Source organism: Cellulomonas sp. NPDC055163, assembly GCF_053607065.1.
Window position 1 is genome coordinate 1 of the sequence record NZ_JBSGSU010000007.1, and the last position, 15199, is coordinate 15199.

Genomic DNA, 15199 nt, shown 5'->3' on the forward strand with positions numbered 1-15199 from the left:
CACCCGAGCGGCCCAGCACGACGTCGGCGCACGCCAGCGCGAGCTGCATCTCGTCGAGGTACTCGCGCAGGTGCGGCGGGTGCCGCCGCGGCGGGGCTCGGCGCCGCAGCGACCGGGGCCGACGCTGCCGGAGCGGCGGCGGCGGGGGTCGGCGCGGCGGCCGGCTTGGGCGCCGCGGGGCGGGCCGGTGCCGGCGCGGGTGCAGAGCCACCCACGGGGTAGAGGTCGCGCAGCTTGCGCACGACGGGCGGCTCGATGGTCGAGGACGCCGAGCGGACGAACTCCCCGAGGTCGCCCAGCTTGGTCATGATGGTCTTGCTTTCCACACCGAGCTCTTTGGCGAGCTCGTAGACGCGGACCTTGGCCACATCTCTCCTGTCTCGGTCCGCCCAGGAGAGGGTCGGACCGTCGTTAGTGCGAGGTACTCATCGCTGGGTACTCATCGGTGCGTGCTCATCGGGCAGCCATCGGCTTGTCAAACCCGCTTCCCATGTCGACGGTTCGGTGCTCCCGGGTTCGGGACCCGGTCGCTGGTTCCCCTCAGCCGCGCTCGAGATGCTCGCGCACCGGTGCGGCGTCCAGCGGACCTGCATGACGCAGGGCCCGCGGGAACGCCCGACGGCGCTCGGCAAGCTCGAGGCAGTGAAGCTGGGGGTGCAGCCACGCCCCCCGGCCCGGCATCCGACGACCGGCGTCCACGACCACTGCGGGTTCCCCCGCGGTGCCCGTCCCGACGACCGTCCTCAGCAGGACCGACCTCGGGCCGGTCGACCGGCACCCCACGCACGTGCGGAGCGGGCCCATGCCGGACACCGGAAGGGCGTCAGGGGGTCGCCTGCTCGGCGCGGAGAACCGGGCATCCAGCCCAGCCTCCGGAAGTCTACCGCGCCTCGTCACCGCGTGGGACCGGAGCCGGCTCCCCGCTGCGTCTCGCCGCGGGCCGGCTCGTCCCGGCGACCGTCCTTGGACCCGTCGGCCGGGGCCCCCGCCGCACCCTCCGCGTCCGAGCGGATGTCGATGCGCCAGCCCGTGAGCTTCGCGGCCAGGCGGGCGTTCTGGCCCTCCTTGCCGATCGCGAGCGACAGCTGGTAGTCGGGCACCACGACGCGCGCGGCACGCGCGACCGGGTCCACGACCGTGACCGACAGCACACGCGCCGGCGACAGCGCGTGCGCGACCATCTCGGCCGGGTCGTCGGAGTGGTCGACGATGTCGATCTTCTCGCCGTGCAGCTCCGCCATGACCGCCCGCACGCGCGCCCCGAGCGGGCCGATGCACGCGCCCTTGGCGTTGAGGCCCGCCACGCGCCCGCGCACGGCGACCTTCGTGCGGTGACCCGCCTCGCGGGCGATCGCGGTGATCTCGACCGAGCCGTCGGCGACCTCGGGGACCTCCATCGCGAACAGCTGGCGCACGAGGTTGGGGTGCGTGCGCGAGAGCGTGATCTGCGGACCCTTCGGCCCGCGCGCGACCTCGAGCACGAGCGAGCGCAGCCGCTCCCCGTGCACGTACTGCTCGGTCGGGACCTGCTCGTGCGCGGGCAGGACCGCCTCGGTGCCCCCGACCTCGACGAGCACGACGCGCGGGTCGCGACCCTGCTGGATCACACCGCCGAGCACCTCACCCTCCTTGCCGCGGAACGCACCGAGCACCTGGTCGTCCTCGGCGTCACGCAGGCGCTGCACGATGACCTGGCGCGCGGTCGCCGTGGCGATGCGCCCGAAGCCCTGCGGGGTGTCGTCGAACTCGGGGCCGGGAGCCGGGGGCGGCACCGCGACGCCGTCCTCCGCGGGCTCGGGCGCCGGCTGCTGCTCGCGCGCCCAGACGGTCACGTGGCCGGTCTTGCGGTCCAGCTCGACCCGGGCCGTCGCGTGCGCGCCGGGGGTGCGGTGGTAGGCGGACAGCAGCGCCTGCTCGATCGCGGACACGAGCACGCCGAGACTGATGTCCCGCTCGCGCTCGAGCATCCGCAGGGCGGCCATGTCGATGTCCACGTCAGCTCTCCTTGGTGGCCGGCGCACCGGCGTCGGGGTCGGCGGCGTCGGTTCCCGAGCCGTCCGGGTCGAGGTCGTCCACGCCGTCGAGGTCGTCGACGTCGTCGGTGTCGGTGCCCGTGTCCTCGTCCACGACGTCGCCGAACAGCTCGGCGTCCGTCCCGTGGGCGAGGCGGGCGAGCTCGACCTCTACGTGCGCGTCGCGCACGCGGTCGAGCGTGATGTCCTGGGGCGGGGCTGCGACGGGCTTGCGGCCCTTCACGCTCACGGGCTCGGGGACGACGTGCAGCACCGTCGCCTGGCCCTCGCCCTCGACCGAGACGAGGCGTCCCGTCACGGGCTCGCCGTCGCGCAGCCGCACGGTCACGAGCCGGCCGCGTGCACGGGCGAAGTGCCGCCGCTCGGTCAACGGTCGCGAGACGCCCGGGCTCGACACCTCGAGGGTGCTCTCCCCCGGGATGACGTCGTCGAGGGCGGCCGAGATGTGCCGCGACACGTCCGCGATGCGGTCGAGGCTCAGGCCGCCCGTCTCGTCCTCGTGGAGGTCGAGGACCACGCTCACGACGGTCCTCGCGCCGACCCGTGCGACCTCGAGCTCCTCGAGGTGCAGGCCGGCCCCGCGCACGACCGGTTCGATGACGTCCCGGACCCGGTTCGTCGGTGCTGGCGAGGACATGGTCGCCTCCTGTCGGCTCCGGCGGGTCACCCTGACGCGCCCCTCCGGACTGCCGACCCTGTGATGTTGTGGCGCCCAGCCTAACGACTCGGCGCGACCCGCCCGACCGCGGGCACCACCGCCGTGCGGGCGCCGCGCCCGTGGGAGGATCGCGGGCGATGAGTGCCACCTGCCCCGCGGAGCCGTCCGCGCACACCGTCCCGCCCGGGAGCGGCGCTCGCGCACCCCGGGCCGGCACGCGCGGACCGGGTCGGTCCGCGCGCCTCGTGGTCGCCCTGCTCGGCGCGGTCGTCGCGCTCTCGGGCTGCGGCCTGCGCCTGGAGACCCCGCCGCCCGAGCCGCTCGTCCCCGACGCGCTCGAGCTCGTCCGGAGCCGGACCGTCGACGACGCCCTGGCGCTCGCCGCCGGGGCGTCGGACCTCGTGACGGCCAGGTCGGCCGCGGCCGCCCCCGACGACGCGCTGACGCCGGTGCTCGCCGACGTGACCGCGTTCTCGACGGCGCACGCCGAGCAGATGGGTGGCGTCTACGACTCGGGGCTGCCCACGCCGACGCCGACCGTGACCCCGACCCGCACGCCGGTCCCGGACGCCGACGCCCTCCTCGCGCTGGCCGCGGCCGCGGCCGACACCGCACGCACCGACGCGGACGCCGTCGAGGACGGCCAGCTCGCCCGCCTGCTCGGGTCCGTGGCGACGTCGCGCGCGAGCCTGCGCGACCGGCTCGGTGCGGCGATCGGCGCGACCCCGCCCGAGCCGGTCGACCCCGCACCCAGCCCGGCCGCTTCGGTCCAGCCGGGTCCGCTGACGCCCGAGACGTACGCCGACCTCGTCGTCGCCGAGGACGAGGTCGGGTACGCGTACGAGGTGGTCGCGGCGAAGCTCACCGGCGACGCCCGGGCGGCCGCGCAGGCCGACGCGGCGGCGCACCGGGGACGTGCCGAGGCGTGGGCCCGCGAGTCCGGGGTCGACGGGACCACGATCGACCCGCGGCGGACGGCGTACTCCCTGCCGGGCGGCATCGACGACCCTGCGGTCGCGGTCGAGCTCGGGCGCACGCTCGAGCTGCGGCTGACCGTCGCCTACGCGAGCGCTGTCGCGGTCGCGCCGGCAGGTGCGCGTGCCGCGGTGCTCGCGGCGCTCCGGAACGCCGACGCGGAGTCCACGGCGCACGGCGCACCCCCGGTGGCGTTCCCTGGGCTCCCCGAGCAGCAGCCCGGTGCGGACGTGGCGCCCGACGCCGGCCCGGCCGAGCCCGCGGGCGGCGCGGACGGCTGAGCCTCGACCGTCGGGCAGCCGCTCGGCGACCCTCGGCCGCGGCGCGGCCGCCCGAGCGGGGGGGGGCCGGGGGGGGGGGGGGAGGGGGAGGCGGGGATGGGGGGGAAGCGGTGGGGCGACCGTTGGCGGAGGCGTGGCCTCCGGGGGGGGGGGCCGCGGGGGGGCGCCCGCCCCCTCGACAACGCTCCTCAGCCCGCGATCAGGTCGTCCACGAGCTCGGCGACGCGGTCCGCGGCGTCCGACACCGGGACCTGCTCGGCCTGCGGCCCGCCCTCGACCACCACGCGGGGCCGGACCTCGACGACGCCGTCGGCGAGCCCGCGGCCCACGACGACCACCAGCGGCACGCCGAACAGCTCGGCGTCGGCGAACTTCACACCGGGCGAGACCTTGGGACGGTCGTCGTAGAGCACCTCGATGCCGCGCGCGGACAGCGTCGTGGCGAGGGACTCGGCGGCCTCGAACACCGCGGGGTCCTTGCCGGTGGCGACGACGTGCACGTGCGCGGGGGCGACGCCGGCGGGCCACGCGAGCCCGCGCTCGTCGTGGTTCGCCTCGGCGAGCGCCGCGAGCACGCGCGTGACGCCGATCCCGTAGGAGCCCATCGTCACGACGACGGCCTTGCCGTTCTCGTTCAGGACCGTGAGGCCGAGCGCCTGCGCGTACTTGCGGCCCAGGGCGAAGATGTGGCCGATCTCGATGCCGCGCGCGAGCTCGAGCGGGCCCGAGCCGTCCGGCGCGGGGTCGCCGGCGCGCACCTCGGCCGCCTCGATCGTCCCGTCCGCGGTGAAGTCCCGTCCCGCGACCAGGTCGAACACGTGGCGCCCGGACTCGTTCGCGCCCGTGATCCACCGGGTGCCCGCCACGACGCGCGGGTCCAGGAGGTAGCGCAGGCTCGTGCGCACCTCGTCGTCCGCCGCCTGGCCCGTGGGGTTGGGGCCGAGCACCGCCGGACCGAGGTAGCCCTTGACGATCTCGGGGTGCCCGGCGAAGTCCGCCTCGCCCGCGGGCTCGACCTCGGCCGGCGACACGGCCGCCTCGAGGCGCTTGAGGTCGACCTCACGGTCGCCGGGCAGCCCGACGACGACGAGCTCCCGCTCGCCCGTCGGGTGGACGAGGGCGAGCACGACGTTCTTCAGCGTGTCCGCGGCCGTCCAGGCGCGGTCGGGGCGCGCGAACCGCTCGTTGGCGAGGGCGACGAGCGTGTCGATCGTCGGGGTGTCGGGGGTGTCCTCGACGTGCGCGGGCGGTGCGTCTTCGAACGGCACGGCGTCGGGGACGACGGTCGTGACCGCCTCGACGTTGGCCGCGTAGCCGCCCGCCGAGCGCACGAACGTGTCCTCGCCGATCGCGGTCGGCGTGAGGAACTCCTCGCTGCGCGACCCGCCCATGGCGCCCGACGTCGCGGCGACGATCACGTACTCGAGCCCGAGGCGCGTGAAGATCCGCTCGTAGGCGTCGCGCTGACGCTGGTAGGACGCCGCGAGACCCTCGTCGTCGACGTCGAACGAGTACGCGTCCTTCATGATGAACTCGCGGCCGCGGATGAGCCCGGCGCGCGGGCGGGCCTCGTCGCGGTACTTGGTCTGCACCTGGAACAGCGCGAGCGGCAGGTCCTTGTACGAGGAGTACAGGTCCTTGACGAGCAGCGTGAAGAGCTCCTCGTGCGTCGGTGCGAGCAGGTAGTCCCCGCCCTTGCGGTCCTTGAGCCGGAAGATGTTCGGGCCGTACTCCGTCCACCGGCCCGTCGCCTCGTACGGTTCGCGCGGCAGGAGCGCCGGGAAGTGCACCTCCTGCGCGCCCGCGGCGGCCATCTCCTCGCGGACGACGGCCTCGACCTTGGCGAGCACGCGCAGCCCGAGGGGGAGCCAGGTGTAGATGCCCGGGGCGGCGCGGCGGATGTACCCGGCGCGCACGAGCAGGCGGTGGCTCGCCACCTCGGCGTCGACCGGGTCCTCTCGCAGGGTGCGGACGAACAGCGAGGACAGGCGCAGCAGCATGGCGCAGAGCCTAGTGCGTGCTCCACGATGGACCCGTGCCGGAGCTGCCCGAGGTCGACGCGCTCGCGTCCTTCCTGCGTGACCGCGTCGTCGGGCGCGCCGTGACCGGAGCCGACGTCGGCGCGATCAGCGCGCTCAAGACGTTCGCCCCCGGCCCGGCGGACCTCGTCGGGCGCACCGTCGTCGGCGTCGAGCGGCACGGCAAGTGGATCGACGTCACCGTGGGCGACGAGCCGGGGGTGCACCTCGTCCTGCACCTCGCCCGCGCCGGCTGGCTGCGCTGGTACGACGCCGTGCCGAAGACAGCCGTCAGGCCGGGCCGCTCCCCCATCGCGCTGCGCGTGCGCTTCGACGACGGGAGCGGGTTCGACCTCACCGAGGCCGGCACCCGCAAGCGCCTCGCGGTGTACGTCGTGACGGACCCGCGGGAGGTCCCGCAGGTGGCGACGCTCGGGGTCGAGCCGCTCTCGGCGGAGTTCACCGAGACCCGGCTGCGCGAGCTCCTCGCGGCCCGCAACCAGCAGGTGAAGGGCCTGCTGCGGGACCAGGGCACGATCGCCGGGATCGGCAACGCCTACTCCGACGAGATCCTGCACGCCGCGCGACTGAGCCCTTTCGCGCCCACCCGCTCGTTCGACGAGGACCGGGCCGCGACGCTCTACCGGGCGATCGTCGACGTGCTGACCGAGGCCGTCGGTGCCGCCGCCGGCAAGCCCGCCGCGGAGCTCAAGGACGCGAAGCGTCGCGGGATGCGCGTGCACGGCAGGACCGGCGAGCCGTGCCCCGGCTGGGACGGGGTGCCGTGCGGCGACACGGTGCACGAGGTGTCGTTCGCCGACTCGTCGCTGCAGTACTGCCCCACGTGCCAGACGGGCGGCCAGCCCCTCGCCGACCGGCGGCTCTCGCGCCTGCTGCGCTGAGCGTCAGAACAGCACCGTCGCGTACGTCCCGACCTGGCGGAACCCGACGGACCGGTACGCCGCGAGCGCCCGGGCGTTGTAGTGGTTCGCGTACAGGCTCACGACGGGCGCGACGTCCCGGCGGGTCGCTGCCACGACGGCGGCCATGCCCGGCTCCGACAGCCCGAGCCCGCGGTGCGACGGGCTGACCCACACGCCCTGGACCTGCGCGACCCCGCCCGCGACGGCGCCGAGCTCGGCCTTGAACACGACCCCGGGGCCACCGTCGGGCGCGACGCCGTCCTCGATGCGCACGAACGAGCGTCCGTCCGCGATCAGGCTGCGCACCCGGGCCTCGTACGGGCCGTCCGTGCCCGAGACCGGCGAGTACCCGACCTCCTCGACGAACATCCGCACGCACGCCGGCAGCACGAGCGGGTACTCGCCGGGGTGCGAACGGCGCACCCGCGGGTCGGGGGCGAGCACCGGGTCGTCGTCGAGCACCATCGACGGCTGGTCCGCCCGCACCTCGCGCGCCCGCGGCCACTCGTCGGCGAGCCGGTCCCACAGGCCGAGCACCGCGGGGGCCTCGCCGACGATCGACGAGCACCGACGCCCGTGGCGCGACGCGAGCGCTGCGAAGCCGTCGAGCGCGTCCTCCGCGGCGTCCTCGACGGGAACGACCGGGACGAGGTTGGCGCCTGCCCAGCAGACCGCGAGGAGCTCACCGGCACGCTCGTAACCCCAGACCTGACCGCCGGTCGAGCGCAGGCCCGAGCGTGCGGCAGACTCGAGGCGCGCCGTCGCGAGCACCGACGCGACCGGGTCGAGCGCGCACACCGCGAGAGCTGCCGCGACGTCCGCGTCGCCCAGGAGGCGCCCACCGGCGACCTGACGGTCCTGCGTGGCCCAGCGCCCACGTCCCATGGCAGCGATTCTGCCCCAGGTCCCGGCGGCGCGCCGGGCCGGGCGCAGCCCCGCGCCGAGCTCGGGTCGGTCGGTCCTCAGCCGACCGTCACGACCGTGGGTCCGCCCGCTCCGTCGACGGGCTCCATCGAGTCCGCGAGGCGCATGGCCTCCTCGATGAGCGTCTCGACGATCATCGCCTCGGGCACGGTCTTGATGACCTCGCCGCGCACGAAGATCTGACCCTTGCCGTTGCCCGACGCGACGCCGAGGTCCGCCTCGCGGGCCTCGCCGGGACCGTTGACGACGCAGCCCATCACGGCGACGCGCAGCGGGACCTCGAGCCCCTCGAGGCCGGCGGTGACCTTCTCGGCGAGCGTGTAGACGTCGACCTGCGCGCGCCCGCACGACGGGCACGAGACGATCTCGAGCTTGCGGGGCCGCAGGTTGAGCGACTGCAGGATCTGGATGCCGACCTTGACCTCCTCGACGGGAGGCGCGGACAGCGAGACCCGGATCGTGTCGCCGATGCCCTTGCTCAGCAGCGCACCGAACGCCGTCGCGGACTTGATCGTGCCCTGGAACGCCGGGCCGGCCTCGGTCACGCCGAGGTGCAGCGGCCAGTCCCCGCGCTCGGACAGCAGCTCGTAGGCGCGGACCATGATCACGGGGTCGTTGTGCTTGACCGAGATCTTGAAGTCCTGGAAGCCGTGCTCCTCGAACAGCGACGCCTCCCAGACCGCGGACTCGACGAGGGCCTCGGGCGTGGCCTTGCCGTACTTGGCGAGCAGGCGGGGGTCGAGCGAGCCCGCGTTGACGCCGATCCGGATCGAGACGCCGGCGTCCGTCGCGGCGCGCGCGATCTCCTTGATCTGGTCGTCGAACTTGCGGATGTTGCCCGGGTTCACGCGCACCGCCGCGCACCCGGCGTCGATCGCCGCGAACACGTACTTGGGCTGGAAGTGGATGTCGGCGATGACCGGGATCTGCGACTTGCGCGCGATCGCCGGCAGCGCGTCGGCGTCGTCCTGGCTCGGGACCGCGACACGCACGATGTCGCACCCGGCGGCCGTCAACGCCGCGATCTGCTGCAGCGTCGCGTTGATGTCGGTCGTGGGGGTCGTGCACATCGACTGGACGCTGACCGGGGCGTCGCCCCCGACCGCGACCTTGCCGACGTTGATCTTGCGCGTCTTGCGACGGGGGGCCAGCACCGGGGCGGGGGCCTCCGGCATGCCGAGGTTGAGGGGGATGCTCACCGTCCCAGTGTCCCACCCGCGGCCGCCGGGCGTGCCCGGGAGTGACCACTCTCACCAGACCCACCCGTTCCCCACGCGGGACCTCGACCGCGAGCGGCGGGGCGGGTCTCAGCCGAGCGTGATGGGCTTGACCAGGTCGGCGTAGACGAGCAGCAGGCCCATGCCCGCGAGCAGCACGAACACCCCGTACGCGAGCGGCACGAGGCGCGCGGTGTCGAACGGTCCGGGCCGGGGCAGGCCGCGCAGGCGGGCGACCTGGCGGCGGGTGCCCTCCCACAGCGCACCGACCACGTGCCCGCCGTCGAGCGGCAGCAGCGGGATGAGGTTGAACGCGAACAGCGCGATGTTGAGCCCCGCGACCAGGCTCAGGAAGTACTGGACCTGCTCGCGGAGCGACAGACCGTCGTCGTCCGCGATCTCGCCGGCGAACCGGCCGATCCCCACCACGCCGATCAGCCCCTCGTCGTCGCGCGGGGCCGAGCCGAAGGTCGACCGCGCGAGGTCCGCGAGGTGCACGGGGAGGGTCGCGACGACGCCGAACGTCTGCCACGTCGCGTCGGCCACGAACGGCGCGGCCGCCGTGACGGGCTGCCGCACGAGCTCGTTCGCCGGGGACATGCCGAGGAACCCGACGCGCGTCGTGCGCGGCTCGCCGTCGTCGCCGAGCACCACCGCACCCTCGTCGTCGAGCACGGCGCGCTCGGCGACGATCGGGGTGATCTCCGTCGTGACGCGCTCGCCGCCGCGCTCGAGCACGAGCTCGACCTCCTGGCCCCCCGACGCCCGGATCTGCGCCTGGAGCTGGGTCCACTCCTCGACCGCGACGCCGTCGAACGACACGACCCGGTCGCCCGGCTGCAGGCCCGCCGCGGCCGCGGGCGCCGCGGTGTCGTCGTCGGTGCAGGTGCGCGACGCGTCCTCGCTGACCGGGATCACGCACTGGCTGACGGACTCGAGGGTCGTGCTCGGCGTCGGCACGCCGATGCCGGAGAGCAGGACGGTGAAGAGCGCGAGCGCGATCAGGAGGTTCATGAACGGGCCGCCGAGCATCACGACGAGCTTCTTCGGCGCCGACAGGCGGTAGAAGGCTCGCGCGTCCTCGCCGGGCAGGATCTCCGCCGCGCTGACCTCACGGGCGTCGGCGGCGACCCGGCCGAAGAAGCCGCGCGGCGTGGGGTTGCCGACGGCCTCCGCGGGCGGGTACATCCCGACGAGGCGCACGAAGCCCCCGAGCGGGATCGCCTTGATGCCGTACTCGGTCTCGCCGCGCACGCGCGACCACAGCGTGGGCCCGAAGCCGACCATGTAGTGGCTGACCCGCACACCGAAGCGCTTCGCGGGCACCATGTGCCCGACCTCGTGCAGCGCGATCGACACGAGCACACCGACCACGAGCACGAGCACACCGACCAGGTACTCCATGACAGCTCCGCTCCCGTTCCGTTCCGGTCCGGTCGACCGCCCGTCCCGGGACCATCATCCCCCGCGCCCGCCCGTGACCGAGCCGCCGACCGGCAGATCACCCGCACGACGGCCCGCAGCGGGAGCACGGTGCTCGCGGAACCGACGGTCGGCGACGCAGCGACCGTGCCGGTCGGGACCGGCCCCCATCCCCGCGCGGGCGCTCGACCCGGTCGCTAGGGTCGCGCCATGAGTGCGCCCGACGAAGGCTCGACCCGTCCACCCCGCCCCCCGGGAGCCGCGTGGTGACGGCACGACCGCTGCCCCGTCCCGTGTGGTCCGCCGGTACGGCGCAGGTCGACGACGACGTCGACGGCGGGCTCGACGGGGACACCCGCGCGGACGTCGTGGTGGTGGGCGCCGGGGCTGCCGGCCTGTGGACCGCCTACTACCTGGTCGAGGCCGACCCGGCCCTCGACGTCGTGGTGCTCGAGCAGGGGCGCGTCGCGGCGGGCGGGAGCGGTCGAGGCCTCGGCCGGTGCTCCGCGCACCTCCCGACGAGCGCCGAGGACGTCGCGCGCGCCCACGGCCCCCGGGCAGCACGCAGCCTCCGGGCCACGATGCGCGACGCGGTCGTCGAGGTCGGGGGCGTGGCCGCCGCCGAGGAGATCGACTGCGGCTTCAGGTACGCGGGGACCGTCACGGTCGCCCGGACCCTGCCGCAGCTCGCGCGCGTGCGGGCGCGAGCCTCCGCCGCCGGCGCCTGGGGTGACGAGGAGCAGCTCCTGGCGCCCGACGCGGTCGCGGAGCACGTCACCGCGCCCGACGTGCTCGGGGGGTCCTGGACGCCGGACAGCGCCCAGCTCGACCCGGCGCGCCTCCTGCGCGGGCTCGCGGACGTGCTCCTCGCCCGCGGCGTGCGCCTGGTCGAGGGCACCCGTGCCGTCCGGGTCTCGCCCGGCGCCGTCGTCACGGAGCACGGGACGGTGCGCACCCGCGTCGTGATCCGGGCGGCAGGGGCGTGGACCCCGTCGTTCGCCGGCGTCGACCGCCCGGTCGCGGCGGCCGCCCTCGACCTCATCGCCACCGAGCCCCTCGGGGACCCGCGCTGGGACCTCGTCGGGCTCGCGCGCGGGCAGGGCCTCGCGGACGCCGCGCACGACCGGCTCGAGGTCCGCCGCACGGAGGACGGCCGGCTCGTGGCGGCGCTGCCCGCCCGCCGAGCGCGCGGGGGCACGAGCGGTCGCGGCCTGAGCCGTCTCGGCGCGAGCGGTCCCGGCGCGAGCGGCCGGCACCGGGTCGGTCGTGGCGGAGGCGGTCGCGACGCGGACGGTCCCGCTGCGGGCGCCGACGTCGAGCGCCTGCGGGGCCGCCTCCTCGACCTCCTGCCCGGCGCTGCCGGGGCTCAGGTCACGCACGCGTGGCGCGCGCCGGTCGCCGTGACGCGTGACGGGGTGCCCCGCGTCGGGCTGGACCGGGAGACCGGGCTCGGCTGGGCCACGGGCTTCGGCCGTGACGGCGTCGCGGCGGCGAACGTGGCCGGGCGGACGCTCGCGGACCTCGTCACCGGCAACGTCACCGAGCTCACGCGGCTGCCGTGGGTCGACCACCACGGTGCACGCCCGACGGCGGGGGGCCGGACACGCATCGCGCTCGCGTCGCGCCTCGGCCGGGCCGCCGACGCGGTCGAGGCACGGACCGGGCGGGAGAGCCGGGCGCTGCCCCTCCTCCGCTGGTGACCGGGGAGCCGACGCTTCCGGGAGAGGGACGTCAGCGCCGGGCGAGCACCTCGTGCGCGCGGGCCCGCGCCCACGTCTCGGCCTCGAGCACGTCGTCGAGCCGCACGTCGGCGGGTGCGGTGCCGCCGTGCTCGGCCAGGACCCGCTCGACGGTGGTCACGATGTCGAGGAACCCGATCCGCCCGCCGAGGAACGCCGCGACGCACTCCTCGTTGGCGGCGTTGAGCACCGCCGGGTGCGTCGCCGAGGCCGCGACGGCCGCCCGCGCGAGTGCGACAGCGCCGAAGACCTCCTCGTCGAGCGGCTCGAACGTCCAGGACGTCGCCCGCGTCCAGTCGCACGCCGGCGCGGCGTCCGCGACGCGATCCGGCCAGGACAGGCCCAGCGCGATCGGCAGCCGCATGTCCGGGGGCGACGCCTGCGCGATCGTCGAGCCGTCGACGAACTCGACCATCGAGTGCACGACCGACTGCGGGTGCACGACCACCGTGATGTCCTCGACCGGGACGTCGAACAGCAGGTGCGCCTCGATGAGCTCGAGGCCCTTGTTCATCAGCGTCGCCGAGTTCACCGTGACGACCGGGCCCATCGACCACGTCGGGTGGTGCAGCGCCTGCTCCGCCGTCACGGCCTTGAGCTCGTCGCGGACCCGCCCGCGGAACGGACCGCCCGAGGCCGTCAGCACGAGCCGGCGCACCTCGCGCGCCGCACCCGAGCGCAGCGCCTGGGCGATCGCCGAGTGCTCCGAGTCGACCGGCACGATCTGGTCGGGACGCTGCTGGGCGGCCCGCACGAGCCGGCCGCCGACGACGAGGGACTCCTTGTTGGCGAGCGCGAGCGTGCTCCCCGCGGCGAGCGCCGCGAGCGTCGGCCCCAGCCCGACCGAGCCCGTGATGCCGTTGAGCACGACGTCGGCGCCGCGCTCCGCGAGCCGCGTCGCCGCGTCCGGGCCGGTCAGCACCTCGACACCCAGCTGCCGCAGGCCCGCGTCGGCGCTCGCGCGCGTGAGCTCCGCGAAGAGCGGACCTGCGGCCGCGGGGTCGGCGACCGCGACGGCGTCGACGCCGAGCTCGATCGCCTGGCGGGCGAGCGCCGCGGGGTCCGCTCCCCCGGCGCTCAGGCCGGTGACCCGGAACCGGTCGGGGTTGCGGCGGACGACGTCGACGGCCTGGGTCCCGATGGACCCGGTCGACCCGAGGAGGAGGACGGTGCGCTGGCTCACCCGGCCATCATCCCTGGTCCGCCGGTGCGCTCCGTGCACGCCCGGACGTGGGAGCGGCGCCCGCCGGTATGGCCGCGGGACCACGCCGGGTCACCGACGTGGTCCCGGCTCACTCCGCGCCGAGGATGACCTCGACCGCGCGGTCCAGGAACGCGTCGACGGGCGCCTCGGCATACCCCGCCCGGCCGTTGCGGCGGCGGAAGGTCGCGGAGCGCAGCTCCTGGGCGGTGAGCGGCTGCCCCTTGTCGAAGTAGGCGACGAGCCGGTGGCAGAGGTCGTCGACGTCCGCGGGCTCGTACCCCGGCTGGCGCCCGTGCGGCGGGGCGAAGCGCTCACCGTCGGGCCGGGTGAGCCGCCCGTACAGCGTGCGCGCCTGCTCGGCGAGGCGGTCCATCCAGGCCTGCTGCCCGTTCTCGGCGACGAAGTCCGCCCGCGACCGCGCGACGAACGCCGCCTCGAGCCGGTCGAGCGCCGCGTCGACCGCCGACGTCACGTACCCGCGACGCACCATGTCGAACGCGACCGTCCGGACGTCCCGACCCGAGAGCGCCCCGGCGGGCCCCTTCTCGTACACCGACCGTGCGTGCTCGAAGAAGTCGTCCACCTCGTCGGGGTCGTAACCGGTGCGCAGGCCCGAGACGGTCCGGAACATGACGTCGCTCACCCTTCCTCATCGGCTGCGAGCTGGCCGCACGCGCCGTCGATGTCACTCCCCCGAGTGTCACGGATCGTCGTCGGGATGCCGTGCGCGCGCAAGCGTGCCACGAACTCGGCCTCGACCGCGGGATCGCTCGCCGTCCAGATCGAGCCCGGTGTCGGGTTGAGCGGGATGGGGTTGCAGTGCACCCAGCCCCTGCCGCGGGCGTTGAGCTTCTCGCCCAGCATGTCCGCACGCCACGCGTGGTCGTTCATGTCGCGGATCAGCGCGTACTCGATCGACACGCGGCGCCCGGTCACCTGGAAGTACCGGTACGCGGCGTCGAGCGTCTGGTCGACGCTCCACCGGGTGTTGACCGGCACGAGGGTGTCGCGCAGCTCGTCGTCGGGGGCGTGCATCGACACGGCGAGCGTCACCGGGATGCCCTCGTTGGTGAGCTTCTCGATCGCGGGGACGAGGCCGACGGTCGAGACGGTGATGTTGCGCGCCGACATGCCGAGGCCGTCGGGTGCGGGCGCGACGAGGCGCCGCACCGTCTCCATGACGGCCTTGTAGTTCGCGAGGGGCTCGCCCATGCCCATGAACACGAGGTTCGACAGCCGCGTCGGGCCGCCCGGGATCTCGCCGTCGGCGAGCGAGCGCGCCGCCGCGCGGACCTGCTCGACGATCTCCGCGGTCGACAGGTTGCGGGTCAGGCCCAGCTGGCCCGTCGCGCAGAACGGGCACGCCATGCCGCAGCCGGCCTGGCTCGACACGCACAGCGTCGACCGGTTCGGGTACCGCATGAGCACGGACTCGACCTTGGCGCCGTCGAACAGGTGCCACAGCGTCTTCACGGTCGTACCGCCGTCCGCCTGGAGCGTGCGCGCCGCCGTGAGCAGCTGCGGGAAGAGCTCCGCGGCGAGGGTGTCGCGGCTCGCCTTCGGCAGGTCCGTCATCTCCGCCGGGTCGGACGTCAGGTGCGTGAAGTAGTGCGTCGCGAGCTGCTTGGCCCGGAACGGCTTCTCGCCGAGAGCCGTGACGGCCTCGACCCGCTGCTCGGGCGTGAGGTCGACGAAGTGGCGCGGCGGCTTGCCGCGGGCGCCGCGCGTCGGCGCGGACATGTTCAGGGTGACGGGTGTCCCGCTCATCACGGGCACCCCCTCTCGGGGTTCGGGGTGGTGCGCCG

14 protein-coding genes are annotated in these 15199 nt (G+C 75.2%); 3 read left to right on the top strand and 11 right to left on the bottom strand.

Annotated elements, in window-relative coordinates; genetic code table 11:
- The 4 genes from ACWFNE_RS14450 to ACWFNE_RS14465 form a co-directional block, all read right to left on the bottom strand.
- On the bottom strand, positions 1-368 hold a 368-nt coding region (locus ACWFNE_RS14450), incomplete at its 3' end, for a translation initiation factor IF-2 N-terminal domain-containing protein (protein WP_452123131.1).
- 172 nt (positions 369-540) lie between these two features.
- Positions 541-804: a YlxR family protein gene (locus ACWFNE_RS14455; protein ID WP_452123132.1), complete on the bottom strand. Its 264-nt coding sequence runs from the start codon at positions 802-804 to the stop codon at positions 541-543.
- Between the two features lie 89 nt (positions 805-893).
- A complete protein-coding gene (gene nusA / locus ACWFNE_RS14460; protein ID WP_452123133.1) occupies positions 894-1994 on the bottom strand; it encodes a transcription termination factor NusA in 1101 nt (366 codons plus the stop codon).
- 1 nt (position 1995) lies between these two features.
- The gene (locus tag ACWFNE_RS14465) at positions 1996-2670 is read right to left on the bottom strand and encodes a ribosome maturation factor RimP (RefSeq protein ID WP_452123134.1); all 675 of its coding nucleotides are present in this window, start codon (positions 2668-2670) and stop codon (positions 1996-1998) included.
- Positions 2671-2828: 158 nt separating this feature from the next.
- Between ACWFNE_RS14465 and ACWFNE_RS14470 the strand changes: the two genes are divergently transcribed.
- On the top strand, positions 2829-3947 hold the full coding sequence (locus tag ACWFNE_RS14470) for a DUF4439 domain-containing protein (RefSeq protein ID WP_452123135.1): 1119 nt from the start codon (positions 2829-2831) through the stop codon (positions 3945-3947).
- A 188-nt stretch (positions 3948-4135) separates the two neighbouring features.
- Here ACWFNE_RS14470 and ACWFNE_RS14475 read toward each other — a convergent pair whose 3' ends face one another.
- The gene (locus ACWFNE_RS14475) at positions 4136-5947 is read right to left on the bottom strand and encodes a proline--tRNA ligase (RefSeq protein ID WP_452123136.1); all 1812 of its coding nucleotides are present in this window, start codon (positions 5945-5947) and stop codon (positions 4136-4138) included.
- A gap of 35 nt (positions 5948-5982) precedes the next feature.
- Here ACWFNE_RS14475 and ACWFNE_RS14480 point away from each other — a divergent pair, with 35 nt between their 5' ends.
- The gene (locus tag ACWFNE_RS14480; RefSeq protein WP_452123137.1) at positions 5983-6867 is read left to right on the top strand and encodes an Fpg/Nei family DNA glycosylase; all 885 of its coding nucleotides are present in this window, start codon (positions 5983-5985) and stop codon (positions 6865-6867) included.
- A gap of 3 nt (positions 6868-6870) precedes the next feature.
- Here the strand turns inward: ACWFNE_RS14480 and ACWFNE_RS14485 are convergent, their stop codons facing one another.
- From ACWFNE_RS14485 to ACWFNE_RS14495, 3 genes are all read right to left on the bottom strand, one after another.
- Positions 6871-7773, bottom strand: a complete 903-nt coding sequence (locus ACWFNE_RS14485) for a GNAT family N-acetyltransferase (RefSeq protein ID WP_452123138.1) — start codon at positions 7771-7773, stop codon at positions 6871-6873.
- Between the two features lie 77 nt (positions 7774-7850).
- Positions 7851-8987, bottom strand: a complete 1137-nt coding sequence (gene ispG, locus ACWFNE_RS14490) for a flavodoxin-dependent (E)-4-hydroxy-3-methylbut-2-enyl-diphosphate synthase (RefSeq protein ID WP_452123443.1) — start codon at positions 8985-8987, stop codon at positions 7851-7853.
- A gap of 132 nt (positions 8988-9119) precedes the next feature.
- On the bottom strand, positions 9120-10433 hold the full coding sequence (locus tag ACWFNE_RS14495; RefSeq protein ID WP_452123139.1) for a M50 family metallopeptidase: 1314 nt from the start codon (positions 10431-10433) through the stop codon (positions 9120-9122).
- A gap of 284 nt (positions 10434-10717) precedes the next feature.
- On the opposite strand from ACWFNE_RS14495, the gene ACWFNE_RS14500 reads away from it, so the two are divergent.
- Positions 10718-12151: an NAD(P)/FAD-dependent oxidoreductase gene (locus tag ACWFNE_RS14500; protein ID WP_452123140.1), complete on the top strand. Its 1434-nt coding sequence runs from the start codon at positions 10718-10720 to the stop codon at positions 12149-12151.
- Between the two features lie 31 nt (positions 12152-12182).
- Here the strand turns inward: ACWFNE_RS14500 and dxr are convergent, their stop codons facing one another.
- The 3 genes from dxr to rlmN all read right to left on the bottom strand — a co-directional run bounded on the left by dxr (position 12183) and on the right by rlmN (position 15161).
- Positions 12183-13373, bottom strand: coding sequence for a 1-deoxy-D-xylulose-5-phosphate reductoisomerase (gene dxr / locus ACWFNE_RS14505; RefSeq protein ID WP_452123141.1), 1191 nt, complete (start codon positions 13371-13373; stop codon positions 12183-12185).
- Between the two features lie 109 nt (positions 13374-13482).
- On the bottom strand, positions 13483-14037 hold the full coding sequence (locus ACWFNE_RS14510; protein ID WP_452123142.1) for a DivIVA domain-containing protein: 555 nt from the start codon (positions 14035-14037) through the stop codon (positions 13483-13485).
- Complete coding sequence (rlmN, locus tag ACWFNE_RS14515; protein ID WP_452123143.1) at positions 14034-15161, bottom strand: 23S rRNA (adenine(2503)-C(2))-methyltransferase RlmN; 1128 nt, start codon at positions 15159-15161, stop codon at positions 14034-14036. Before rlmN ends, ACWFNE_RS14510 begins: the two co-directional genes overlap by 4 nt.
- Positions 15162-15199: the final 38 nt, after the last annotated feature.

What these genes read in the sequence shown, in the direction of transcription:
- ACWFNE_RS14455 (WP_452123132.1), bottom strand. Translation starts at nt 804, where the DNA reads ATGGGCCCGCTCCGCACGTGCGTGGGGTGCCGGTCGACCGGCCCGAGG.
- ACWFNE_RS14465 (WP_452123134.1), bottom strand. Translation starts at nt 2,670, where the DNA reads ATGTCCTCGCCAGCACCGACGAACCGGGTCCGGGACGTCATCGAACCG.
- ACWFNE_RS14470 (WP_452123135.1), top strand. Translation starts at nt 2,829, where the DNA reads ATGAGTGCCACCTGCCCCGCGGAGCCGTCCGCGCACACCGTCCCGCCC.
- ACWFNE_RS14475 (WP_452123136.1), bottom strand. Translation starts at nt 5,947, where the DNA reads ATGCTGCTGCGCCTGTCCTCGCTGTTCGTCCGCACCCTGCGAGAGGAC.
- ACWFNE_RS14485 (WP_452123138.1), bottom strand. Translation starts at nt 7,773, where the DNA reads ATGGGACGTGGGCGCTGGGCCACGCAGGACCGTCAGGTCGCCGGTGGG.
- ispG (WP_452123443.1), bottom strand. Translation starts at nt 8,987, where the DNA reads ATGCCGGAGGCCCCCGCCCCGGTGCTGGCCCCCCGTCGCAAGACGCGC.
- ACWFNE_RS14495 (WP_452123139.1), bottom strand. Translation starts at nt 10,433, where the DNA reads ATGGAGTACCTGGTCGGTGTGCTCGTGCTCGTGGTCGGTGTGCTCGTG.
- rlmN (WP_452123143.1), bottom strand. Translation starts at nt 15,161, where the DNA reads ATGAGCGGGACACCCGTCACCCTGAACATGTCCGCGCCGACGCGCGGC.